The 25551-nt window shown below is 37.4% G+C and carries 25 protein-coding genes and 1 pseudogene; 20 read left to right on the top strand and 6 right to left on the bottom strand.

What is annotated here, in order from left to right:
• Positions 1-10 precede the first annotated feature (10 nt).
• Positions 11-1081: an ABC transporter ATP-binding protein gene (locus ACIQ7T_RS24985; RefSeq protein WP_402874511.1), complete on the bottom strand. Its 1071-nt coding sequence runs from the start codon at positions 1079-1081 to the stop codon at positions 11-13.
• 485 nt (positions 1082-1566) lie between these two features.
• Positions 1567-2658, bottom strand: coding sequence for an extracellular solute-binding protein (locus ACIQ7T_RS24990; RefSeq protein WP_402874514.1), 1092 nt, complete (start codon positions 2656-2658; stop codon positions 1567-1569).
• Between the two features lie 462 nt (positions 2659-3120).
• On the opposite strand from ACIQ7T_RS24990, the gene ACIQ7T_RS24995 reads away from it, so the two are divergent.
• Positions 3121-4284, top strand: coding sequence for a transglutaminase-like domain-containing protein (locus ACIQ7T_RS24995; protein WP_402874517.1), 1164 nt, complete (start codon positions 3121-3123; stop codon positions 4282-4284).
• Between the two features lie 180 nt (positions 4285-4464).
• Here ACIQ7T_RS24995 and ACIQ7T_RS25000 read toward each other — a convergent pair whose 3' ends face one another.
• Entirely contained in the window at positions 4465-5382 is a 918-nt protein-coding gene (locus ACIQ7T_RS25000) for an EamA family transporter (RefSeq protein ID WP_402874520.1), read from the bottom strand.
• 17 nt (positions 5383-5399) lie between these two features.
• Positions 5400-5963 carry a GNAT family N-acetyltransferase gene (locus ACIQ7T_RS25005; RefSeq protein ID WP_402874523.1) on the bottom strand — a complete coding sequence of 188 codons (564 nt, stop codon included), beginning with the start codon at positions 5961-5963 and terminating at the stop codon, positions 5400-5402.
• Positions 5964-6130: 167 nt separating this feature from the next.
• Between ACIQ7T_RS25005 and ACIQ7T_RS25010 the strand changes: the two genes are divergently transcribed.
• The 7 genes from ACIQ7T_RS25010 to ACIQ7T_RS25040 all read left to right on the top strand — a co-directional run bounded on the left by ACIQ7T_RS25010 (position 6131) and on the right by ACIQ7T_RS25040 (position 12650).
• On the top strand, positions 6131-7078 hold the full coding sequence (locus tag ACIQ7T_RS25010) for a carbohydrate kinase family protein (protein ID WP_402874526.1): 948 nt from the start codon (positions 6131-6133) through the stop codon (positions 7076-7078).
• Positions 7079-7098: 20 nt separating this feature from the next.
• Positions 7099-7530, top strand: coding sequence for a protein-tyrosine phosphatase family protein (locus ACIQ7T_RS25015; RefSeq protein ID WP_402874529.1), 432 nt, complete (start codon positions 7099-7101; stop codon positions 7528-7530).
• Between the two features lie 317 nt (positions 7531-7847).
• Positions 7848-9533, top strand: a complete 1686-nt coding sequence (locus ACIQ7T_RS25020; protein WP_402874532.1) for a hypothetical protein — start codon at positions 7848-7850, stop codon at positions 9531-9533.
• A 248-nt stretch (positions 9534-9781) separates the two neighbouring features.
• Complete coding sequence (locus ACIQ7T_RS25025; protein WP_370079572.1) at positions 9782-9985, top strand: PLDc N-terminal domain-containing protein; 204 nt, start codon at positions 9782-9784, stop codon at positions 9983-9985.
• Entirely contained in the window at positions 9982-10875 is an 894-nt protein-coding gene (locus ACIQ7T_RS25030) for an ABC transporter ATP-binding protein (RefSeq protein ID WP_402874535.1), read from the top strand. Before ACIQ7T_RS25025 ends, ACIQ7T_RS25030 begins: the two co-directional genes overlap by 4 nt.
• A complete protein-coding gene (locus ACIQ7T_RS25035; RefSeq protein ID WP_370079576.1) occupies positions 10872-11654 on the top strand; it encodes an ABC transporter permease in 783 nt (260 codons plus the stop codon). Before ACIQ7T_RS25030 ends, ACIQ7T_RS25035 begins: the two co-directional genes overlap by 4 nt.
• Before the next feature lie 282 nt (positions 11655-11936).
• On the top strand, positions 11937-12650 hold the full coding sequence (locus ACIQ7T_RS25040) for a CBS domain-containing protein (RefSeq protein ID WP_370079577.1): 714 nt from the start codon (positions 11937-11939) through the stop codon (positions 12648-12650).
• 18 nt (positions 12651-12668) lie between these two features.
• Here ACIQ7T_RS25040 and ACIQ7T_RS25045 read toward each other — a convergent pair whose 3' ends face one another.
• A complete protein-coding gene (locus ACIQ7T_RS25045) occupies positions 12669-13394 on the bottom strand; it encodes a DUF421 domain-containing protein (RefSeq protein WP_370079579.1) in 726 nt (241 codons plus the stop codon).
• 118 nt (positions 13395-13512) lie between these two features.
• Here ACIQ7T_RS25045 and ACIQ7T_RS25050 point away from each other — a divergent pair, with 118 nt between their 5' ends.
• Positions 13513-14718, top strand: coding sequence for an MFS transporter (locus ACIQ7T_RS25050; protein WP_402874540.1), 1206 nt, complete (start codon positions 13513-13515; stop codon positions 14716-14718).
• A 217-nt stretch (positions 14719-14935) separates the two neighbouring features.
• Here the strand turns inward: ACIQ7T_RS25050 and ACIQ7T_RS25055 are convergent, their stop codons facing one another.
• Entirely contained in the window at positions 14936-15622 is a 687-nt protein-coding gene (locus tag ACIQ7T_RS25055) for a histidine kinase (RefSeq protein ID WP_402874543.1), read from the bottom strand.
• Between the two features lie 807 nt (positions 15623-16429).
• Here ACIQ7T_RS25055 and ACIQ7T_RS25060 point away from each other — a divergent pair.
• The 11 genes and pseudogenes from ACIQ7T_RS25060 to ACIQ7T_RS25110 form a co-directional block, all read left to right on the top strand.
• Positions 16430-18844, top strand: coding sequence for a Na+/H+ antiporter subunit A (locus ACIQ7T_RS25060; protein ID WP_402874546.1), 2415 nt, complete (start codon positions 16430-16432; stop codon positions 18842-18844).
• On the top strand, positions 18831-19253 hold the full coding sequence (locus ACIQ7T_RS25065; protein ID WP_349661496.1) for a Na(+)/H(+) antiporter subunit B: 423 nt from the start codon (positions 18831-18833) through the stop codon (positions 19251-19253). Before ACIQ7T_RS25060 ends, ACIQ7T_RS25065 begins: the two co-directional genes overlap by 14 nt.
• 3 nt (positions 19254-19256) lie before the next feature.
• Positions 19257-19595, top strand: coding sequence for a Na(+)/H(+) antiporter subunit C (locus ACIQ7T_RS25070; RefSeq protein WP_079562761.1), 339 nt, complete (start codon positions 19257-19259; stop codon positions 19593-19595).
• A complete protein-coding gene (locus ACIQ7T_RS25075) occupies positions 19588-21093 on the top strand; it encodes a Na+/H+ antiporter subunit D (protein WP_370079587.1) in 1506 nt (501 codons plus the stop codon). Before ACIQ7T_RS25070 ends, ACIQ7T_RS25075 begins: the two co-directional genes overlap by 8 nt.
• Positions 21093-21575: a Na+/H+ antiporter subunit E gene (locus ACIQ7T_RS25080; protein WP_386844898.1), complete on the top strand. Its 483-nt coding sequence runs from the start codon at positions 21093-21095 to the stop codon at positions 21573-21575. The genes ACIQ7T_RS25075 and ACIQ7T_RS25080 overlap by 1 nt, the downstream gene beginning before the upstream one ends.
• Positions 21575-21859, top strand: a complete 285-nt coding sequence (locus tag ACIQ7T_RS25085; protein WP_079562764.1) for a Na(+)/H(+) antiporter subunit F1 — start codon at positions 21575-21577, stop codon at positions 21857-21859. The genes ACIQ7T_RS25080 and ACIQ7T_RS25085 overlap by 1 nt, the downstream gene beginning before the upstream one ends.
• Positions 21837-22196 (top strand): Na+/H+ antiporter subunit G, encoded by a 360-nt coding sequence (locus tag ACIQ7T_RS25090; RefSeq protein ID WP_079562765.1) that lies wholly within the window; start codon positions 21837-21839, stop codon positions 22194-22196. Before ACIQ7T_RS25085 ends, ACIQ7T_RS25090 begins: the two co-directional genes overlap by 23 nt.
• Positions 22197-22622: 426 nt before the next feature.
• A complete protein-coding gene (locus ACIQ7T_RS25095; RefSeq protein WP_370079592.1) occupies positions 22623-23420 on the top strand; it encodes a transporter substrate-binding domain-containing protein in 798 nt (265 codons plus the stop codon).
• A gap of 83 nt (positions 23421-23503) precedes the next feature.
• Positions 23504-24163 carry an amino acid ABC transporter permease gene (locus tag ACIQ7T_RS25100; RefSeq protein ID WP_370079594.1) on the top strand — a complete coding sequence of 220 codons (660 nt, stop codon included), beginning with the start codon at positions 23504-23506 and terminating at the stop codon, positions 24161-24163.
• Positions 24156-24878: an amino acid ABC transporter ATP-binding protein gene (locus tag ACIQ7T_RS25105; RefSeq protein ID WP_370079596.1), complete on the top strand. Its 723-nt coding sequence runs from the start codon at positions 24156-24158 to the stop codon at positions 24876-24878. Before ACIQ7T_RS25100 ends, ACIQ7T_RS25105 begins: the two co-directional genes overlap by 8 nt.
• A gap of 426 nt (positions 24879-25304) precedes the next feature.
• Positions 25305-25551: pseudogene (locus ACIQ7T_RS25110) on the top strand (IS5/IS1182 family transposase); the annotation flags it as partial.

The raw sequence follows: 25551 nt of genomic DNA on the forward strand, positions 1-25551 counted from the left end.
TGTTACCCTCCTATTCTCCCAAAAAATACAGTGAATCTTGGGCTATATTTAAGGTGATGTCTTCGCCAATTTTTTTCAATTGACCGTTCATATTGATAATCATTACTTTTAGTGAAAAATCTAGACATTCTACAATATAGTTGACACTAATTCCTGTAAATTCAACAAAAGTGATTTTACCTGTTAATGTGTTTTCACCAGTACCTTGACTAATAGATTCAGGACGAATAGAAATAAACACTTTGTCTCCAATCATATGCGTTAAAGTGGGGGAGCTTTGTTGCTTTCGCCCAGTCAAAACAAGTCCACTTGCTGTTTTTACTTGTACATCGTCACCATTAACAGCATCAATTATCGCCTCAATTAAGTTTGTCTCACCAATAAAATCTGCGACGAAGCGGTTAGAAGGTCGATTATAAATTTCTTGCGGAGTACCGACTTGTCTGACGTTCCCATTTTCCATGACCATTATCCGATCTGACATGGACATAGCTTCCATTTGATCATGCGTAACATAGATGGTTGTAACACCGAGCTCGGATTGAATACGTTTTATTTCAACGCGCGTTTCTTCGCGTAATTTAGCATCTAAATTCGACAATGGCTCGTCTAACAATAAAATATCGGGCTCTATCACAAGTGCTCTTGCCAATGCAACCCGTTGCTGCTGCCCACCAGATAATTCATTAATTTTCCGATTACCATATTGCGACAAATGAACGAGCCCTCTAATACGGTCAACCTTTTGTTTGATCTCCGACTTCGAAAATTTTCGTACTTGTAAGCCAAAGGCAATATTTTCATCTACCGTCATATGTGGAAAGAGGGCATAATTTTGAAACACCATACCGATATTCCGTTTATTAGGTTGAAGTCTTGTCACATCAAAATCATCAAAAAGAATTTTCCCTTCTGTTGGGTAATAAAAGCCGGCTATCATCCTTAATGTAGTCGTTTTCCCACAACCACTTGGGCCGAGGAAGGTGAAAAATTCACCAGCTTTAATATGAAGATCTAAATCTTTTACGCCATGAATGTGACCGAACTTCTTAGAGACATTTTTTATTTTGACACTTTTCAACTGAAATGCTCCTTTCCCGTTAGAAAATTAGTTACATGAAGCCTCGAGCAAAAATATACTCGAGGCTTAAAGATATGAACAATATTCATAGATGTCTTATGATATTAAAAGGCTCATCACCATAACGTGGGGTTGATTTCCGTTCCGACTGGGCGCTTTGTTGCTGACGCTTCGCTTTCGCACAGATAAAACATTTGCCGCTGACGCTTCGCTTTCGCGCAGAGCAGAGCTTCCTGGGGGCGTCCGATGAGCAGCTTCGCTTCGCTACAGGGTCTCGGGCCAACACGATGTTGGTCACGAAGGCGTTATCACAGGATGTGATGGTTTTAGCCTTCGTTCCTCTATCGCTGATCCCCAAGGAGTCGCCCAGTCTCCACTCCAATCAACTTATATGCATGACATACGTTTTAACAAATATCATTCCTGATTTTTTGTGAGTAACCTGTTAGCAACATAGGACAGGTTCACAACTTTTTAATTCTCGATCACTTTTTTCCGCGCCCTTTAATATTATTATCCCAATGCTCCATCCATTCAGCTTCTTTATCAGTCATGAGTTTCCAGTCTATATCAAACGTTTTTAAGTCTAATTCTTTATACCACTCAGGCATTGCGGCTTTATCGATATCGGAGCGAGTAGGAATTTGATAGTAATCGTTTGCTAGCTGAGTGACCATTCCTTTTTCAAATAAGAACTCTACGAAGAGCTTTGCATTTTCTAAGTTTTTGGCATTATTGACAACAGCAACACCATCAACTAAAATCGGTGCACCACTTTTCGGATAAATATAATCAAACGGATAATCAGTCGTATATTTCTTTAATAAAATATCTTGTAAATTCCATAAAGAAATACTGCCTTCTTGTCGTGTCATCTTTAAATAAAGTGCATTTGGATCTTGTGTATATTCCTTCGTGTTGGCATCTAATTTTAATAACCAATCGTAGCCCTTCTCAGGCGAATCTGCACCTTGACGTAAAATCATAGATGAATAAATAGTACGCATCGTCCCAGATGCTAACACACCACGAATTAAAATTTTATCTTTCCACTTTGGATCTAATAAATCATCCCAATCTTGTGGACCCGTTTCTTTCGTTAATACATCCTTGTTAATCATAATGACTTCTGGCAGTAACATTTCACCAAACCAACGACCATCTTGATCTTTATAAGCCGCATCAATGGAGTCGTTAAAGCTAGGCTTCCAAGCTTGAAGCAAACCTTCATTGGCGCCTACAGTTAGTGCAGATTGCGTACCGCCCCACCAAAAATCAGCTTGAGGATTTGCTTTTTCACCACGTAGGCGTTCTAAAATTTGCTGTGCGCCCATCGTTAAAAATTCCACTTCAATGTCCGGATACTTTTCATTAAACTGATCGATTACTTTTTGCACCATCTCTTCATCGCGTCCTGTATAAATAACAAGCTTTCCAGATGGCGTAGCCGCTACATCGGTCTTTTCAGAACTGGACGTTTTGCCGCTATCTTTTGTAGCAGCCTTGTCACTACTACAAGCAGCTAAGACGATAACCATCAGCACAAGTAAAAAACCGAAGATACGTGTTCTCTGCATAATCTTCCTCCTCCCTATAGTGAAAAACTTACATACTATCAGTATAATACTAAAACCCGACATTAATGTTAGAATAATTAAAAAATTATAATTAGATTCATCATAACTATGTAAATACTAGATAGCAATAGTGCTTCACTAAAGTTGGAAACTCTTTAAAGTAGCGGAGAGTTTCAAGTTTAAGAGTTTTGAGGATAGATTATTACAAAAGTGAACAAAAGTTGATTTTGGTGATTTTGAAATGAATGCTACGATTTTAAAAACTGTTCGAATTGTTTATGTGCTTGCTGGGGGTATCCTAGACAAAAACTTTTAGATATCTATATTGATTCCTAGTTATGTAGGCAATATTTGATTTCTGCTTTATATAAGGTTAAGGTGAATATTGTTAATTAATTTAAATAATAACAATATTTTACTGAATTTCTAACTTTAATATATGAATGAAAGAGGATAAAAACTATGGGTAAAACTGTGACAGTTGATTTTTTTTATAGAAATGAACTGTGTGAAAAGCTAGAACCTTGGATGATTATGCCTCCTGCTATTCAATTTAACGAGAATAATGTGAAGCCCGATCAAGTTACAAATATTCCAACAGGAGAGAAACTAGGGTACTATATTTTAAACAAAGATCAGAGCTTACATCTTAATTATGAAATAGAATTATATAGTACTAAGAATGAAAAGAAGACAATGACGGATGAGGAAAGAAATTTTTATTTAAGAAATACTATTCTTTCACCAATAAATACAGAAACTACAAAATTAGCAAAAGAAATAACTAGCCAACAGAAAAGTGATCATGAAAAAGCGCGTGCTATTTTTCATTATATAGTAGAAAATTATCGCTATATTTATCCCCCGAGTAGTAGGGGTGTTCACTCGTTTCTCGAAGCAAAAGAAGGTGATTGTGGGGAATTTTCATTTCTTTTTACCGCACTATGTAGAGCATTAAAAATACCAGCAAGGACAGTAGTTGGAAGCTGGGCATATGGGAAAATGAATGCCCATGTTTGGAACGAGTTTTTTATAGAAGATGAAGGTTGGATTTCAGTCGATACAAGTATGGCCTACATACAAAAGAAACAACCATTTAGGTTTTTTGATAGTTCTTTAAAGACGTTACATTGGAAAAAATATTTTGGTGAAACTGAAGGACAACGAGTGGTTTTTTCTAAAGATACGGAAATAGAGTTACTACCAAAATATAAGAATGATGAAGAAGCCTTTACTTTAAATCCCATTCTCATTAATGGGGATCCTTTTTGTTGGGGACAGCAATCCCTTAACGGGAGAGCTCCTTACTTACAACCTATATATGTAAAATATGAACAAAATGATGATTCATTTCCATTGGTAGATACATCACATTTATTTGGAACTTGGAAAATACGAGAACATGGAATAAAGCGTTTTTTTAAACGCCCAAAAGAATTTTTACTGATGATCGCTTTACTGACTATGGCTTTCAATTTTGTCTTTCAAAGCTTCTATTTAGAGGTAACTTATAAATTGACGTTTATTATATTCTTTTTATGTTTCATATTTAGAAGAGAGCGTATTATTATTTTTAGCGTTTTTTTATTGGTTATGACTTTATCTCTGTTATCAACTTTAAATTAAGGGTGTACATAACATTGTACTAGGCGATGAAAACGACAATTTTAGACTAAACGAAAGCTTAACACGCGCGCAGATTACGGCGTTTATGTATCTAGCACTTGGTTTATAAAAGTTAATAATGAAACAAGGGAGATATATCAAAAAATGATACATCTCCCTTTCTAATGTAGATTAAAGTATTTACTTACTAATAGGCTCTAAAGATTTTTTCTTTTGTCGTCGTTGCGAAAGTATTGTCGGTAACATCATACCTAAAATAACTAAAATAATACCCGCTATTTGTAAAGAAGTTAATGGTTCATGTAGAACAATAACTGAAACGGTTACGGCAACAGGCAGCTCCATAGCACTTAAAATAGAGGCAAGAGCTCCTCCCACTTTCGGAACAGCTATAGAGAATAAATAAATCGGCAAAATAATACCGAATAGCCCCAATGCTAGTCCAAATTTCCATAATCCCCCGGCGAATAATTTGCCGTTCCAAAGTACTTCAGGGTTTAGGAAAATACTAATCATGATCAGAGCGACAAAGGAAACAATCAACACGCGTGATGTAGTTGTAATACCTTCCACGTGACGAGAGTTAAATTGGATAAAGCAAGCAAAAGTAAAGGCAGCAGCAAAACCTAGTAGCCAGCCTTGAATAGCAATACCACTTAAATCTACATTTAGTACGCCAGCAGCTAAAATAGTTCCAGCAAATAATACAATGATGGAAATCACTTCAGCCCGACTTGGTAAGCGTTTATGAAGCGCGCAATCTATTAATAAGCCGATCCACGTGAATTGGAAGAGCATTACTACTGCAAGAGAGGCTGGTAGATACTTTAATGATTCGCCGTATATAATTCCTGTAGTTCCGGTAAATATCCCGGCGCACACCAAAATAAGCAGTCCCTTTTTAGAAAGCTTCGGTAATTGTCTTTGTGTCACTATAAAAATAGTTGCAACAAGCATAAAGCCAATAATATATTGACTTGATACTGCCTCTCCTGTTGTAAAGCCTTGCTGCATAGCTACTTTGACAATTGTCGATAGTACACCGTAGCTACTAGAAGCAATGACAATTAAAAGAGGATAAAATAAATTTTTCTTCATGTTTTTTGTTTCACTTCCTAAAATTGCTTCACCATATGATGAAAGGGTTCATCAATTATGGACCATGGCTCTGTAATGACAAAGCCCATGCGTTCATAAAGGCGACGAGCGTCTTCTTTTTCCGTTTCAACATTTAATGATAATTTTGTATAGCCTCGTTTTTGTGTTTCCTCTATGGCAAATTGTAGTAATAATGTTCCTATCCCTTTACCACGAGCTTCTGGTGCTACACAAATAGTATCAATATAATATTCATCTTCATGAGCTTCTTTATCGATGATGATGGATGGCGCATTTTTTTCTTCAAGCCATTTTACGAGATTTGCATCCATATGAATGGCTTCGACACCATTATAGTAAACAAGAGTTCCTAATACTTGCTCATTCTCAATAGCAACAAAAGTATTTAAATAGGAATGTCGATTGTCCTCACGCTTGAATAGTCCAGTAAGTTCTTGTTCAACGGCTTTCGCTGTTTGTTCACCTGTTAAACGGTTGGCAATATCACCAATCGCATCAATAATTAATGGTACAACGGCATGGGCATCCTGTGGTTGCGCTTGTCGAATTGTAATACTCATTGTCAAAATCCCCACCTTTCTATAGGCAAGTATAACAAAGATAGAGCATGACTCAAGTTTTTGAGAAAATGGTGATATTCTGATACTATTTTTCCGAAAGTTTAAAACTTTATACGATATCAGATTTCGTGTTAATCTATAATGACTAGAGTTTCGGGAGGACAACAATGACAAAGGAAGATAAGGATTATATTTTAGTTTATGGAGATGCTTTTATTGACTATATCGCAGATGATGTAACAAACACATCTTTTACTAAATATATGGGTGGTGCAACGGTAAATGTTGCTGCGGGAATTAGCCGTATCGGGGCTCCATCTGCATTAATTACGATCACAGGAGACGACGAAGGCTCTCAGTTTGTTCGAGATGGCCTTGCGCAAGAAGGGGTAAGCCTGGATTATGCAGTATTTAACCCTACGAAGCGTGTTAGCGGTGTCTATGTACATTTAACAGAAGCATGTGAGCGAATTTTTAAAGATTATGTCGATGAGACGCCAGATTTACAAGTAGAAGCAACACAATTAAATGAAGCAGCTTTTAAACATGCATCTGCTTTAACTGTTTGCTCAGGTACAATGTTCCATCCTACAGCCCTTGATACAACACACGCTGCTGTAGAGATGGCGAAGGAAAAAGGGGCAATTATCGCAATGGATGCGAATATTCGTCCTCTACGCTGGAGCAGTGAGCAAGTTTGCCGCGAAACGATCACGTCATTTTTTGAGCACGTAGATATTTTAAAGGTAACTGATGAAGAATTATTTTTCCTGACAGAAACAACTAGCTTGGAAGAGGGCATTGAGCAATTAAACAGTTATTTAGTGCCTATTATTTTAGTAACAGTAGGGGAAAATGGCACATATGCGGTATTAAATGGTGAGGTTATCCATGTACCGACAGAAAAGGTTGTGCCAGTAGATACTACAGGTGCCGGAGATGCATTTATGGCTGGTGTATTACGCGATGTTCATTATAATGGTTTACCTACAACGGAAGAGGAACTTGTTCGTTGTGTAAGCTTTGGTAATAAGCTTGGTGCTTTAGCAGCTACTAAAGCAGGGGCATTAACGGCTCTTCCATTTTATGATGATATTAAGCATTTACTTAAATAGTCGTTTGGAGCGTGCATACAATGGAGAAAAATTACGATGTATTAGTGAAGGATCGATTATTCTTTGGCGGTGCGAAAGATGCAGATTTAGCTTTTGAACAAGAAACGGTTGATATCGTCATTGATGTTCGAGTAAATGGCTTATCTAATGAGGAGCAAGAAGCGGCTTCATATGCGTACAAGCATATGCCAATTGCTGATGAGGACATAGAAGTAGCACCATCTATTCAAAAAGTTGCGAAAGAAATTGTTTCTGCCTATGAGAATGGGCAGAAAGTGTACTTCCATTGCGGAAGCGGGGGAGGTCGCGCAGGAGTGGCTGCCACTGCTGTATTAATGGAGCTTGGCATAGCCAATTCTCTAGAGGAAGCGGAAGTGGCCGTAAAGAACGCCCGCCCACAAGTAACAATTCGTCCAAAAATGGCAGATGCGTTGCAGAAGCTATACAAATAAATGAGAAGATGTACCAAAAGGTTATTTCAACTTTGGTACATCTTCTTTTTTAGTTAGCTCTTTGAAGGGTGAATGTTGATAAAAATTAAAAGTTGGGTGATAAAACATGAAACTTAATCGATAAAAATTAACTTCTTTCAGCGGGTGCCCAAACATCCGCTGAAAGAAGAAGACGCCCCTCAGGAAAGCGCCCAGTCGAAACGAAAATCAATCCCATAATGGGGATCAGCACAAAAAATAATAAATTGGTTTATTTTTGGAAATATTTTTCACTTTAATGTTTGTAAGTTGAAAATACAAATTTAGGAGTGAATCAATTGACTACATTTACACCCTTACAAGAGGCTCAAGCCTTTACAGAAGCTTTTCTATTGTCTAACGAGCAGGAATCTTTAAACCATCCTTATAAGAAGGATAAAGGTCGATATCCACGAGTGCGGAAATTTTTCCAAAATCATTTATTAAATGGTACAGGTGATGCTTCCACATATCAACAAGGTGTTGGGCAATTAATGATGTTCTGCGCCCAGTTCGCTCAACAAAAGGCATTGGTTGGAGAGCGTGATGCAGTTTACAAGGAAATGGTTAATACGGTTATTCCTAAGCTTTTGGAAAGAACATATAATTTCCCGTCAATCAATCCATTAGCAGGCTTTCTTTATCTTGGTGTAGCAATGCTTAAGAAGTTGGATGAATCTCAAAGTGATGTATCACTTTTTAATGTAGATGAGTTGTTAGTGCGATACCGAGACTATTTTGCTAATGAAGTATTAAGTTCTATAGAATACCATGCTTTAATGTATCATCGGACTCCGTCTGCTTGGACATACAATGATTCAGAAAAAGCGTACCGTTTTGCTACTGGACCATATTCGGGTCAAATAGGATATTGGATAACTACCGCAGATTTATCCACCGATCCTCAAAAAAAATACTTAGAGATGCCAACAGTTCTTGACAGCTCAGGACAAGTTTCTTTTGCTGCTATTCAACCAGGAACAAGTGGTAGAGATTATATAGATCACCATTCCTATTTCAACACTAAAAACCAGCGATTTATTCTTAACGAATCGCTAAATACAATTGCTTTATGGATGGCGGCACATGTTTATGATGTAAAAGTGAATAAGACTGGAGCTTCATTAAATCCTGCCTATAACTTGAAAAATGCTATCAGAGATGTTCTTAGCTATACCCATTGGGGTTCAAATACGTCAGTTGCTAATGATTCTAAAGGGTGTTTTCAACAAGAGCCTTTTAACGATGCATTAACTGCTAAAAGAGTTCTTCCGGTTCATGGATATTCCGAAGTAAACTTAACGAATAATATGCTGCGATCTCGATTTGATTCTCCAGCATATAATACATTTGCAATGACATTCTTACAAATCTTTGCAAGCTTGATTGAAAATCCAACAGTTTCATCATGGTACAATCTTGTTCCAAATTCTGATTCGGATTCTGGAATTATGGTCGCTCAGATGATTAATACCTACCAAGATATTTTTACAAACTATTCAACTATCAAAAACACTTTAATTAATAATTTGTTTAGCCAAGCTAAATATTGGGGTATGTACATTCCGGAAAATGCTATGTTAGGTTCATCCGAGTTGATTAAAAATCCGTGGCAAATACCTAATAAGGGCGAGGGGATCAATCAAGCCATGGTCGGATTGTTCAATGTTTATCCTGGATTCACAGGTCAAGGATTTGCAAGTATAAATAATAAAATCGGGGAAGCAGTTAAACTCCAACTTGAAGTTGGTCGAGCATTACATGGTCAAAGTACCTTCCCATCACACGGTCGTTCAGGTCTTTGGGATTTAGCCCGCTTAGATATATTAGCTGATGCTTCAAATACAGGTGGGACTGTTAGCTCGGCTACAGACCTAACAACTACTGATAAAGAATCTCCAAACTGTGCTGGAGCACGTCGCACATTCTACGCTTTAGCTATGGCGTTAGCAGTCGATGGTCCTAACGGTTTTGATTCGAATTAATGTATACCCAATTTAGGTGAAGAAACATATGGATGATATTTGTTAAATTGATCAGAGTGAAGGCTGAGTGACTCCTTGGGAATCAGGATCATTGATGAGATCTTGTAGCGCAAGCGATGCGGCTCATCGGACGCCCCGGGAAAGTGCTCAGCCGGAATGTTTATAACTGTAGATACATAAATTTGTGCTATACATATTAGAACAGATTTTGTTATAGTGATAATATAACAAAGATGAGGTGAATCTGTATGATGGAGGAGTTAGCGAAAGTTCCATGGGCAGTCATAGCACCACTAATAGTGGTTCAATTTATTTTAATGATTGTAGCTTTAGTTGATTTACGTAAAGTCCATGCAACAAATGGGCCTAAAATTTTATGGGTGTTTCTTATTGTTTTTACTAGTTATATTGGATCGATTGCATACTTTATAGTTGGGAGAAAGCAATCATGACGATATTATTTCAGGTAACAGGACTTACAAAGCAATTTGCAGAGAGAGTAGTTGTGGATGGAATCGAGTTCACACTAGAAAAAAACACATCGACAGCTTTAATTGGGCCTAATGGCGCTGGTAAAACTACGACATTATCGATGTTAACAGGTTTATTAAAACCAACCTCCGGAAGTGTAAAAATGCTGGATGGTGATGTAAGAGCTAATATTGGTTTCTTGCCACAATATCCGCAATTCCATCCTTGGTTAAGTGCGTTAGAGTTTACTGAAATGGCGGCAAAGTTAAATGGTGTGCCAGCAAAAAAAGCAAAAGTAGAAGCACAAAAAACACTTGAGTTTGTAGGTCTAGGTAATGATTTAAATAAGAAAATTTCCACGTTTTCTGGTGGCATGAAGCAACGGCTTGGAATTTCCCAGGCAATTGTTCATAAGCCTAAATTACTGTTATTGGATGAACCTGTGTCTGCATTGGATCCAGTAGGTCGTAGGGAAGTTCTTGATTTATTGAAGGGCTTACAGCAAGAAACAACTATTTTATATTCAACACATATTTTAAATGATGCCGAAGAGATGACAGATCAATTATTATTTTTACGTGATGGAAAGCTAGTAGAACAGGGGACATTACGTGAAGTTCGACAACGTTTCGATGAACCAAATTATGTTGTAGAATTTAGCACTGAAAAAGAGGCACAACTTTTTGCCAGTCAATCTGAACTTAGAGGAGAGACAAAGGGCAATCATGTATATATAGAAATTATTGATGAGCAACCGAGTATGCAGGATCTGCTTCAACATTTGAGTAGATATCCTTATAAAATACGAAAAGTGGAGCGACAAACAGCATCACTTGAAGAGATTTTCATGAAGGTGGCGAGAAAAATATGAGAGGATTTACTGTACTTCTGCAAAAGGAATTCAGAGAAGCTTGGCGAAGCTGGAAGTTTTTATGGATACCTCTTGTATTTGCTTTGCTCGGCATGAGCGATCCACTAACAAACTATTATATGATGGATATTTTAAATGCTGTTGGTAACGTACCAGAAGGCTTTGAAATGTTGATGCCTGAATTAATGCCGGTTGACCTAATACAAGCCTCCATTGGACAGTTTCAAACGATAGGTTTACTCGTATTAATGGCTACTTTCGTAGGAGCCATTAGTAAAGAAAGAACAAGTGGAATGGCTACTTTATTGTATGTCCGTCCTATATCGTTCAGCGCTTATTTTATGAGCAAATTTATCGTCATGAGTACTGTTGGCCTTGTTAGTATTTTAGCTGGTTTCGCTGCGAGCATATACTATACGGTCGTGCTTTATGGAACATTAGAGATAGGGCCACTTGTGGCAAGTTTTTTCACGTATTTTTCTTGGCTACTCTTAGTGATAGCGGTGACATTAATGATGAGTGCTGCCTTTAAAACAGTGGTAGCAACAACATGTGCATTCGCTGTCATATTTATTGGGCAAATATTAGATTCTTTAGTGGGAGCATTTTGGACAATATCACCGTGGAAATTACCGGTATATGGCGTTCAATTAATGAGAGGCACAATGGAGATGTCGGATTATTGGTGGAGTCTATCTCTAACATTAGTTATCTCAATAATTTGTGTGAGTATAGGAATTTTGACAATGAAGAAAAATGCATCGATGACGAAAATTTAAAGGAAATATACCTTGCTAATAGAAAACTATAGGGTACTTAGCTACATGGTTAAAGTAAGAATTTCATGTCTGTTGAAGTGCTATTCCGTTACACATAAGTAACTTTATTTTAATGGTTTAATCATATTTAAGAGCATCAACCTGGTAAATTCCTACCGAGTTGATGCTTTTTTATCTAAGAACTGTTCTTGGAATATCCATAACTTAGGAATATAATGTAGCTATAACCCGCGATTTGTCGAACAACTCAGAAAATACATATATAAATATAAGTAGGAGGATGTGGATAAATTGGCTACAGAAAATTCCGATCGCTTTCTTACGGCGTTTAATCGGATAGATCATAGGTTAAGAGATATTGTTGGTGCAAAGGACTTTATGCCCTTTTATCGTCTTATCGATCAAGCTAAGAAGAAGGATGTACTAGTTCGTAAATACGAAGACGACTTGCGCTCTTATGCAGATTTACGAAATGCCATTGTTCATCATCGCACGTCGTTAGAATTTGTCATTGCTGAACCACATATAGACGTGGTGGAAAGAATTGAATATATAGATGCAACACTTGCTAAGCCAACATTAGTTGGTCAAATGTTTCATAAAAAAGTACTAGTTTTTCAGGAAAGGGATTCACTGAAACATGCGTTAAAAGTTATACGTCATCGTAAATTTACACAGTTCCCTGTATATCATAAAGATCAATTTAAAGGGCTTGTGACGACAGTAGGAATTACAAACTGGTTAGCTACGATGATGGGAGGCGATCAAATACCTAAGAAGATTCCGACCTTACATGATATATTAATGCATGAAAAGAATAGAGTGAATTATAAATTTGTAAGTAGATACATAAACATTTACGAAGCTGAAGATATTTTTAAACAAGGCGTAGAGCGGGGACGCCGCTTTGAAGCTTTATTAATAACGGAGCATGGGAAACCCCATCAAAAACTAATCGGCATTGTTACACCATTAGATATTGTAAAAATAGATTAAGCAAGACGAGACAAGCTGTTAAGAGCTTGATCGTCTTGCTTTATCCTTTAAGCTTACATATAAGGAACCGTTTCCTTGAACTTGAGCAAAATAAACATCTTCTACGGATTGGACGTTTTGCTTTTTCAGCTTTTTCATAAGCCAATCTTCAGTTAATTGGAGTTCAACTAAGTTTTCATAAATAACTTTCCCATCTGAAGCTACTTCTGTTGGTATATAGGTTGGTGGTGTGACATCGGCCTTTACATCTTGTTTTGTAGCTGGTTGTTCAGCAGGCCTTGGTAGCACACTTAGTTTACCCGTAGTTTCAAGTAACGCATATTGTACATCTTGTACAGAGAATACGGCTTGTTCCCTTAGCATCATCGCTAATTCATCCATATGCAAACGATTCTTCTTTAAGGCAGACTCTAAAATAATTCCATTTTGAATGAGGATTGTTGGCTTGTCATCAACAATTACACGAGCTTTTTTAGATTTAATGGTAATGATGGTCATTAAATATGTTAAAACGCTCCACCAAATGAGGGCAATGAGTCCATCTAAAAAGGGTGTCTCAGCCTGTGCTGCTATTTCTGATGCAATGGAACCAAATGTGATACCTGTTGTATAGTGGAAGAATGTAAGTTGTCCAAGCTGTTTTTTTCCTAGTAGTCGGGTTACGATGAGTAACGCAAAGAAGGAAAGTGTGGACCTAAGTATCATTTCCCAAAAATCAGCTTTAAAAAATTCGTCTATATTCATACATAAATCAACTCCCTTAAAACTGCTATTTCAATGAATAGCTTGTGCAAAAAGGTTAATAGTATGCGACGATCTCTTATAAATGGAGATTGAATAAAATTGGAAAGTAGGTGGCGACATGAATAAGAAAATAGAAAATTTAAATAATCCAGTTTATCCAATTATGATTGCAATAGCTGTTGCCCATCTTATCAATGATACGATGCAAGCAGTTATTCCAGCGATGTTCCCGATATTGAAGAGTGATTTAGGGCTAACTTTCACACAAATAGGTCTTATTTCGTTCGCATTAAATATGTTTGCTTCTGCATTACAGCCAATTGTTGGTTTTGCTAGCGATAAAAAGCCGATGCCTTACGCACTACCGATTGGTATGGCAAGCTCATTCATAGGCATTGCTATTATAGCGTTCACATCACAATATTGGATAATTATTATTGCAGTATTATTTTTAGGGTTTGGCTCAGCTATTTTCCATCCTGAGGGTTCACGTGTTTCATTTATGGCAGCAGGCTCAAAAAGAGGACTTGCTCAATCGATTTATCAAGTTGGAGGTAATTCGGGACAAGCGCTCGCACCACTAATTAGTGCTTATATTTTTGCTATTTTTGGACAACGTGGTGCCGCAATTGTCTTAGTAGTGGCAGCAATTGGTATTCTACTATTAAGTAAAATTGCAAAGTGGTATAAAAAGCAGTTGGAGCAAGAACGTATAGCAAAGAAAAAGCGAGTATTAGTTTCTAATTTGCCCCCATTAACAAAGAAACAAGTAGGCATTGCGTTGACGTTACTATTTACTATTATTTTTGCGAGATCATTTTATACAACTAATATTACAAGTTTTTATGTATTTTATTTAATGGATCATTATGGTGTTAGTCTTCGCCTTGGACAAATTTTAATTTTCACCTTTATGGCCTTTGGCGTCGTGGGCACATTTTTCGGAGGTTCATTATCAGATCGAATTGGTAGAAAAAACGTTATTATACTGTCTGTTGTTGTACCGATGCCATTTTGTTTAGCATTGCCTTATGTACCGTTATGGGCAGCAATGATATTTTTAGTGATTATCGGTACACTTATTATGATTAGCTTCTCGGTAACAGTTGTCTATGCACAGGAGCTTGTCCCGACAAAAATTGGTACAATGGCTGGTTTAACAACTGGTTTTGCTTTCGGAATGGGTGCAATCGGTGCGATGGTCATTGGTGTATTAATGGATCATAGGGGTATTGATTTTACGATGATGGTTGTTTCTTTGCTACCATTATTATTACTAGTAGCATTTTTCTTACCTAAAGATAAACCGGCTTCAGCGGTGTAACGGTCAGGTAAGAGTGAAAGATAAAAATGCTACTCCTAATTGCATAAAGCTGTATGGTGATTTTTGAGAGGAGCATCGAAAACAGTCTATTTTCCTCCAAGCCCGCGGAAAGCGCCAACTCGGAGTGAAAATCAACTTTTGATTAATGCTACACTTTAATTTATATTCATTATTTTATAGATAAGCTAAAACGCGTTCTCAAGGGAACGCGTTTTTATTATTGACGTAATGGTGATAAAAATTCAGATGGAAGTTTTTCCTTATCTAGTATATAGCCCTCTGATATGTGAACTTCATGCATTTTATCATTGTAAGTGAATTTAAAAATACCATTATCAAAGTCAGTACCAATCTCTTTGAAGAATATACCTTCAATGGATACATATTTAGGACATGTAAATGCTACTTTAAAGTCTTCATGATCTTGGATTAAATAAGCACGCACACCTTTTTCATATGTATCGTTCGCATCATCGTCAGTTGGACGTTGGACAGCTACGATATGAAAATCAACAAAAGGAACCTCTTTTAATAAAACGTTTAGGAAGGAACCCTTTGTAATCTCTTCCCAGCGACTTTGTGCACTTTGACCTACGATAATTTGAGAAATCCCATAATTTTTTGCCACTTCTGCAATAACTTTTTGTATGGGACGCTTTTCATTATCTTGTAATATGAACTCTTCAATTTCAAGCTCATCAGATAACTTTTTCCATTGCTCAATGTAGCTAGATTTCTCTGCATCAAATGCATCAAGGGGTTGCGAATCGACCGAAAGAATATAGAGCGGACAATCTAACATTGTAGCCATTTTATGACCACGTCGTATTAATCGCTCACCATTAAGCCCATAGTAGACACAAACTAATATACTTTCGTCTAAACGCCCTTTTACATGCTTCATAAAAATTAACACCTCTTAATCTTGTCGTTATTTTGTCATTTCTACAGTCGGTTTTGAGAAAATTAGTCTAAAACAGCAAAAATCGATACTGATACAGTGCATTATGCTCATTTATATTGTATACTAAAAAGCGTATAAAAGTTAATGATAATATATTGAGAAAACCTTGTGGAAACAGGGATATCTCTATTCTTTACAGTTATTTGAATTATGCATTTCGTGCATTTGAACCAATTGCTTCTATATGCCACACTATTATGCAGTTAGATAAATAGTTAGTCAAGTGACTTGGTACGCCATAGTGACATGGATAGTGTGTACATATAATCTTTCCAAAAGTCATGCCATTTTCTAAAAGATTCTAAGGCAATACGCTATTGGCTATTCAGGCTTCTCAGTAAATAAAGCTCATAGCCTGAAAAATTCCCCTGGTTTTATGCAGTGTAATCACCAAAAGCCTGCATAAAATATGTGCTGAATGTTGAATGAACTAGATCTTTTCATTAAATCATTGATGACACTTCAACACATACCACTTACTTTCCAATTCAAGGAGTACACACTTTATTACATGAATCAAATTTCAAGAGAATTTCTAATATGTTAGTTAGCTTTATTCATCTTCAGTGAGTTTTTCAAATGATCTCCAGCAATTGTTATAGATTTTTGTGTGTGAAGCACAGTATAAAACAGTAGTAACTTCAGTAGATTTGGGAATACTTTATTATCGGTTGTTTTCTCATATCCACAGCTTTTCGCACCATATCAAACAGTTGCTGAACGAAATTGTTAGTAGGAGGTTTTCACTTGGTTACAGTTCTCTTTGCGATTCTTTTACCAATTGTCTGTGCTGCACTTATTCCACTACTTTATAGGCGACTAAGGCGTGTTGCACATCTTGGCTGGTTTGTTTTATCCGTTCCATTCATCTTGTTTCTTTTACTCGCGCGCTACATTCCTCAAATTGCCGAGGGTAAAACGTTTATTCATACATATGAGTGGATTCCCTCTTTTAATATAAATTTCACAACTTATCTCGACGGACTCAGTATGATTTTTGGCTTGCTGATTACGGGTGTGGGTAGTTTAGTCATTTTATATTCTATTTTTTATTTATCAACGAAAGAATCTCTTCACCATTTTTACTGCTATTTATTACTATTCATGGGCGCTATGCTTGGCGTCGTCTTTTCAGATAATTTAATGGTCTTATACACATTTTGGGAGTTAACAAGTGTGTCATCTTTCCTGTTAATTGCATTTTGGCATCATCGAAAAGCATCTCGTGCTGGTGCAAGGAAAGCTATGACAATTACCGTTTTTGGTGGCCTTTCAATGTTAGCAGGCTTTTTGATGCTCTATGTAGCTTCGGATACATTTAGTATCCGTGAAATCGTAGCTAATGTAGGCGTTATACGAGATCATACACTGTTTATCCCAGCGTTAATCCTTATTCTAATCGGTGCATTTACAAAATCTGCGCAGTTTCCTTTCCATATTTGGTTACCAGATGCAATGGAGGCGCCAACACCTGTTAGTGCTTACTTACACTCAGCAACAATGGTAAAGGCCGGTATATATTTAGTCGCACGTTTTTCTCCAGTATTTGGGGGAGAGGCTGTTTGGTTCTGGCTAGTAAGTGTGATTGGCCTTATAACGTTGTTCTGGGGTTCGTTTAATGCGGTGCGTCAGACCGATTTAAAGGCATTGCTGGCCTTTTCAACGATTAGTCAGCTTGGATTGATTATGAGTTTATTTGGGCTAGGATCAGTAGGCCATTATTACGGTTATGCTGCAGATACTGTTCTTTATACGCAGGCAAGCTTTGCGGCATTGTTCCATCTTATTAATCACTCCACGTTTAAAGGTGCGCTATTCATGATGGTCGGTATTGTCGATCATGAGGCAGGCACACGTGATATTCGCCGTCTTGGGGGATTAATGGCCATAATGCCGGTAACTTTTACAATTGCAGTCATTGGCGGATTTTCTATGGCCGGTTTACCTCCATTTAATGGCTTCTTAAGTAAAGAAATGTTTTTCACAGCGGTACTAGCGATTCGCAATGTAGAGGCATTTTCAATTGCTGATTTAGGACTGCTCTTTCCAATAATGGCATGGGTAGCAAGTATCTTTACATTTGTTTACTGTATGATTTTGATCAGTCGAACGTTTTTCGGAAAATTACAGCTAGATAAGTTGGATAAAAAACCGCATGAAGCTCCGTTAGGTATGCTATTTTCGCCAATCATTCTGTGCGTCTTTGTAGTTGGGATTTTCTTTTTCCCAAACGTGCTAGGGCATTATATTTTAGAGCCTGCTATGGCAAGTATTTATCCAACATTCCCATCAACTAGTGAATTAACACCACATATTCATGCTTGGCATGGCATTAATACAGAATTGTTAATGACTTTTGGTGTCATTATTATGGGGATCATCTTATTTAAAACGTTAAAAAGCTGGAAGCCTTTGTATCGGATATTCCCGCAAAGATATACGTTTAATACGTATTACAATCGTATGATTGAGTTTAGTGAAAATAGTTCTGCGAAGCTTACTAATCGTTATATGACAGGTAATTTAACGCATTATTTTGTCTATATCTATGTATTTTTTGTTGCGCTAATTGCAGGATATTTTATTTGGTCTGATGCTATTGCATTTAATTTTGCGAAAGATTCCACAATTGAGACTTATGAGCTCATTTTAGTGTTTGTGATGATGTTCGCTGCAGTGTGGATGATTTTCGCTAAAGGCCGCGTAACAGCCATGTTGTTGAATGGCGTACTTGGCTATTCAATCGCATTTTTCTTTGTAATTTTCCGTGCTCCTGATTTAGCATTAACCCAATTAGTCGTTGAATCTGTGACAACTGCTTTATTCCTTCTATGCTTTAAATATTTACCTGATTTAATGCCTGAAGCCTCTCGCAAAAAAATGCAATGGTCTAAGGTGATTATCTCCATTTTCGTTGGCGCCACAGTTACATTAGTAGGCTTAGCAGTTGTCCATTTCGATCACTTTGAGCCAGTAGCTACTTACTTCAATGATTCCTACGAGCTGGCGGGTGGTTCAAATATCGTCAACACCATATTAGGCGATTTCCGTGCATTTGATACGATGCTAGAAGTTGTCGTTCTTCTGATTGCTGGCTTAGGGGTGTATACATTAACGAAGCTAAAGCCACGAAAGGAGGAAGCGGATCATGAAAATAAATGACGTTATTTTACGTACGGTCACAAAGACAGTCGTCTTCATTATTTTAACTCTTGGTATTTATCTATTCTTTGCAGGGCATCATGCGCCGGGTGGAGGTTTTATAGGTGGTCTCGTGCTAGCCTCTGGCATTGTTCTACTGTATTTAGCGTATGACATTGAAACAGTGCATAAAGGGATGCCATTTGATTTTAAAAAAGTTGCAGCGCTTGGCGTATTACTGGCGACCGGCACAGCAATCGGCTCATTATTTTTTGATGTTCCGTTTTTAACGCAGACACATAGTTATATAAATGTACCGATCTTCGGGAAGATGGGCTTTTCGACTGTAACCATTTTCGAGGCAGGTGTGGCTTTAACGGTAGTAGGAGTTGTAGTCACAATTATTCTAAGTATAAGTGAGGATGAGTAGCCAATGGAGTCTTTAATACTAGTGTTAGTTGGTGTATTAGTAGCTGTTGCGACGTACTTAATCCTCTCGAAACAGTTATTACGTGTGATTTTAGGAACGGCGGTCTTATCACATGCGGCACATTTACTGATTTTAACGATGGGTGGACTGAAGAAGGGGAATGTACCACTTTTAGAGGAATCTGAAGGTCCTTACACAGACGCTCTGCCGCAAGCATTAATTTTAACGGCAATCGTGATTAGCTTTGCGGTGACGGCGTTCGTGCTTGTTCTCGGTTACCGAGCTTATAAAACGAACGGTTCGGCGAATTTTGATGAATTGAGAGGTACGCCGGATGAGTAATATGATTGTTTTACCATTAATTGTGCCGGTTATTACGGCCATTTTACTTGTGTTTTTACGTGACAATGTTTTTTTACAGCGAATCATTAGTTTATTGACATTAAGCTTTGTTGTCCTTATTAGTGTCATTTTATTACAAGAGATTCAGAAACAAGGTGTAATGCGTATTGATTTTAGTGGCTGGGCACCACCATTCGGCATTTTATTTGTTGCTGATTCGTTCGCAATGCTTCTTGTATTAGTGGCGAATATTGTCGCAGCCATTTGTCTGTTATATGCCATTTTTACAATCGGTAAGAACTTTGAAAAGATGTATTTTTACCCGTTTGTCCTACTTATGGTAGCGGGTGTGAATGGCTCATTTCTAACAGGGGATATTTTTAACTTGTTTGTGTGCTTTGAGGTGATGTTACTTGCTTCTTATGCGCTCATTAGTTTAGGTGGAGAGAAAGTTCAGCTGCGAGAGGCATTAAAATATGTCCTTATTAATATTGTTGCCTCTTGGATTTTCCTAGTGGCACTAGCTTTTTTATATGGAACCGTTGGAACGTTGAATATGGCACATATTTCTGTCCGCGTGATGGAGCTAGGAGCTGACCCACTGATCACGACTGTGGCTCTGATTTTCTTAATTGTCTTTAGCTTGAAGGCTGGCCTATTATTATTCTTCTGGCTTCCAGGCTCATACAGTGTACCTCCAACAGCTATAGCAGCACTTTTTGCAGCATTATTAACAAAGGTTGGAATTTATGCACTCGTCCGCACTTTTACATTACTTTTCCCAAATAATACTGAAGTGACTCATATGGTGCTAGGAATTATGGCGGGAGTAACGATTATTGCTGGATGTATGGGAGCACTAGCAGGGCGAGATGTAAGAACAATTGCCGCTTATAACGTCCTTATTGGTGTTGGCTTTATAGTAGCTGGTCTAGCGATCGGTACGGAGTCTGCCTTACAGGGCGTAACATACTATTTGATGCACGATATGGTAGCTAAGGCCATGCTGTTTTTAGCAGTTGGCATGATGATGTATGTTACCGGTGAAACGGTTATTGATAAAATGAGTGGGCTTATTCGAAATTACCCTCTATTTGGCTGGTTATTCTTTATTGTCATGTGTTCCCTTGCTGGGATACCACCATTGAGCGGCTTTTTAGGTAAGGTTTTAATTGGACAAGGAGCTATTGAAGGAGGCAATTTTGTTCTACTAGGGCTAGGGTTTTTATCTAGTTTAATTGTTTTGTATTCACTATTACGAATATTTCTCTCCTCATTCTTTGGTGAAACGATTATTAGTCTAGAGGATGAAAAGCCGTTACCAAAGCGTATGGTCTTACCATTAACATTGTTGGTAGCTTGTACAATTGCTTTAGGAATTGGAGCTGAATGGATGGCTCCGTATGTAACAGATGCAGCAAAGACGCTCTATACGCCATCGATCTATATCGATGCAGTGCTGGATGGCACAACATGGCAAGGTGAGGTGAATAAATAATGGCGATGCAATTTATCTTGAATTTATTTATCGCAACACTTTGGCTCTTGTTACAGGATGAAGTTATACCGCAGTTTTCGACATTTTTAATGGGGTTTATCGTCGGAATAGGGATCTTATATGCGATGCACCGCTTTTACGGCACACAATTTTATTTAAGACGTGTGTTCTCAATCATTAAATTATTATGGCTCTTTAATTGGGAGCTACTATTATCGAGTTACAGCGTATTAAGACAAATTACTACGCCGAAGCTCACTATTACTCCTGGAATATTTACGTATAAAACAGCGCTTAAAGGAGATTGGGAAATAACAGCTCTTGCGTTGTTGCTCACCCTGACTCCAGGTTCAGTCGTGATGGAAGTTTCTGAAGAGGGAGATCTGTTTTATATTCATGCAATGGATATTGAACAATCGAAAGAAGCTGTCATTCGTTCAATAGGGAAATTTGAACAAGCAATCATGGAGGTGACACGTTAATGATTGATAAAATTTTACTTTTGGCTCTTGCATTATTCAGTGTATCGATTGCGTTGTCGCTGTTTCGTGTGATTCGAGGTCCTTCGTTGCCCGACCGTGCCATAGCACTTGATACAATAGGTGTTAATTTACTTTCAGCAATCGCTATCGTCTCCATTATATTGAAAACAAAGGCATATTTAGAAGCTATTTTAATATTGGGTATTTTAGCTTTTATCGGCACGATTGCATTTACGAAATATATTGAAAGAGGTGTGATTGTTGAACGTAAATCAAATGATTGAATGGGCGGCAGTTATCCTTATATTGATTGGCTCCATTGTCAGTGTTATTAGCGCATTTGGGATGATTCGTTTACCCGACGTATACACGCGTTCACATGCTGCAACGAAAAGTTCGACATTATCGGTCTTAACATGTCTATTAGGCGCATTTATTTACTTTTGGGTGCATGATGGGTATGTTAGTGTACGTTTAATTTTAGGAATTGGCTTTGTTTTTGTTACAGCTCCTGTAGCGGGGCATTTAATATGTCGTGCAGCGTATCGCTCTCGTGTACCTTTAGCGGAAGGGTCCGGGGAGGATGAGTTGAAGGAAAAGCTTTTTGCAGATGAAAAATAAAATAAGTGGCTGACCTCCATTTTGGGAGGTCTTTTGTTGAATAAAACTGCTTAAATATATTCATTACCAAAAGTTGGAGATTGTATTGGTACGCCATGCATAAGTTGATTGTAGTGGAGGCGCGGTGACTCCTTGGGGCTCGTCGGACGCCCCAAGGAAAGGGCCCAGCCGGAACGGAAATCAACCATACGTTATAATGATGAGCTTATTTTTTCTGAGGAATCTAAGTAGATTGATTTATCAGAAAATTAAGTGTATAATGTTTTATCGGAAAATTTTTAGTTTTGCTTGATTATTATTTCAAAAGGGTATATCTTATTAGCAGATAGATTTTTTATTCTCTAAAGTGAATAAATATCCATTTGATTATTTTCAAGAACTTAGATTTTCATAGATAATAAAACATAAAAAAAGGGGATCGTGAATATGAAAAACAAAATTTTCATGCTAATGCTTGTTCTAGTAATTGGCGTATTAGCAGCATGTGGCGCAAAAGATGATAAGGCAAGCGATAAAAAATCAAATGCAAGCGAAGGCACAGAAGAAAAGCAAGTTTTAAAAGTAGGTACTTCATCTGATTATGCACCATTTGAGTATGTTGACGCTGCAAAGGGTGAAGATATTATTGGTTTTGATATTGATTTAATTAAATTAGTTGGTGACAAGATTGGTGCAGAAATGCAAGTTCAAGATATTGACTTTAATAGTCTAGTACCAGCTCTACAATCGGGTAAAGTGGATGTTGTTATTTCTGGTATGTCACCTGATAAAGAACGTGAGAAAGTTGTAGATTTCTCTGATAAATACAATCAAACAGAGCAAGTGTTTATCGTGAAAAAGGATAGTGGAATTAAAAAAGAAGCTGATTTAGTTGGTAAAAAAATCGGTGTTCAAAACGCTTCTATCCAAGAAAAATTAGGCAACAAAATTGCTAAAGAAGTAGATGCAACAGTTGAAGGACGTACACGAATTCCTGAAATTGTTCAAGACATGATGTCTAAGCGTTTAGATGCAGGGATTGTAGAAAGTGGTGTAGCAAAAGGTTACCTTGATACGAACGATAAACTAGAAGCGTTCCCAGTAAAAGAGCAACCTGAAGACTTTAAGGCAATTGCTGTTCAAAAAGGTAGCGATCTTAAAGATAAAATTAACAAAGCATTAAAAGAATTAGCTGATGAAGGTAAAATTAAAGAGCTAGAAGATAAATGGTTAAAAGTTAAATAAGCAAGTTGAACTGCGATAGCTCTATTCGAGCTATCGCTTATACTTTCATTTCTTAAAAAGAGCACAAGAAAGGAGGGGGCACTGTGAATTTAGATTTTACAGCAATCATTCCCTCTATCCCTTACATATTAAAAGGGATAGGTGTTACACTTCAAATTGCAATCGGTGCATCAATCATCGGTTTTATAGTTGGTATATTACTAGCGTTATGCAAAATTGGTAAAGTGAAAGTTTTGCGTTGGTTTGCAGATTTTTATACATCGATCTTCCGTGGCACACCGCTCGTACTACAATTAATGATTATTTACTATGCAGTGCCACAGTTATTAGATATTCAAATTGACCCAGTTCCAACGGCTATTATTGCATTTGGGTTAAACTCAGGTGCTTACATTTCTGAAATTATTCGCGCTGGTATTAATGCGGTAGATAAAGGACAGATGGAAGCGGCACAAGCACTTGGTATTCCATATGCAAAAATGATGAAGGATATTATTATCCCACAAGCAATAAAAAATATTTTACCATCTTTAGTGAATGAGTTTATTACATTAAATAAAGAAACAGCTGTTGTTACGGTTATTAGTGCACTTGATATTATGCGCCGTGCTTACATTGTAGGTGGAGCAACATATCGCTATCTTGAGCCTTTACTATTTGCAGGTATAATCTATTACATTATGACACTTGTATTAACGTTCCTTGGTAAACGAATCGAGAAAGGAATGAGAAAAAGTGATTAAAATTGAAGATTTACACAAATCATATGGAAAAAATGAAGTACTAAAAGGTATTTCAACAGAAATTAAAGAACAAGAAGTAATTGCTATTATTGGACCATCAGGATCTGGTAAATCAACATTCCTGCGCTGTTTAAATTTATTAGAAGAACCAACGAGCGGAAAGATTACAATTGCTGGCGACGTTCTAACGGACAAAGGGACGAACATTATGAAAATCCGTGAAGAAGTCGGCATGGTATTTCAGCATTTTCATCTTTTCCCTCATAAAACGGTACTTGAAAATTTAACATACGCACCGATTAATGTGAAGGGAATGGATAAGGCAGCTGCGATCAAAAAGGCTGAAGATTTACTAACGAAGGTAGGCCTATTTGAAAAGCGCAATGAATATCCAAGCCGTCTATCAGGAGGGCAGAAGCAACGTGTTGCCATTGCTCGAGCACTTGCAATGGATCCGAAAGTAATTTTATTTGATGAGCCTACTTCAGCTCTTGACCCTGAAATGGTAAAAGAGGTATTAGCTGTTATGAAAAATCTTGCTGATACTGGGATGACGATGTTAATCGTAACGCATGAGATGGGCTTTGCCCGTGAGGTAGCTGACCGTATAATATTCCTTGATGGCGGAAAGTTAATTGAGGATGCATCACCAGAAGAGTTTTTCACATCACCATCTACACAGCGTGCGAAAGATTTTTTAGAGAAAGTATTATAAACGATGAAACGCATTTAGACTTTCTGAAAGGAGTGTCTAAACGCGTTTTTTGTTTTTTGATGAGGTATTCATTTTGTTTTATCTCTTCGGGATCTCTATATCTTTCCACGGCTATGTTTGTTTATCAATTGGTAATTCTTTTGCCTGTATGACTGGTGTGTGGATATTTGCTGCTGTAGTCTCCTTATCGATCCTCTTCAAGTTTCGCTTGGTAGTATATCAAATAATTTTTTCGAATCTTCTATTGATAATTTAGTATATTTCGCATCATTCTCTACAAAAATTAATTGTTCATTTGAATGAGTTAATTTCATAATTCTAATCCCTTTAGCATCGGGGGTTCTGAAACAATAAAAAACGGGCACCTCCCCAAATTCGGTATAATGGTAGCGACGAAACTAACATACTGAATGAGGTGAATGCCCTATGACTATTGTAAAACAAATGAGCCTATTTGACATCCAAGAATTATTGGAAATGGAAAGTTCCCGTCGTTTCGATGCGATTTTTGCCACTTTCGACGTACAACCGATTTTTCAGTTGTTTTTAAAAAGGACATTGCGTGGTGCCCCACGTGAACTAAACTATGGTGCGATGATTCAATCACTGATTATTCGCATTGTCGAGCGTATTCCAACGATCAAGGATTTAATCAAACGTTTGGTCAATGATC

It is taken from the genome of Lysinibacillus sp. NPDC096212, from assembly GCF_044763105.1.
GTDB lineage: Bacteria > Bacillota > Bacilli > Bacillales_A > Planococcaceae > Lysinibacillus.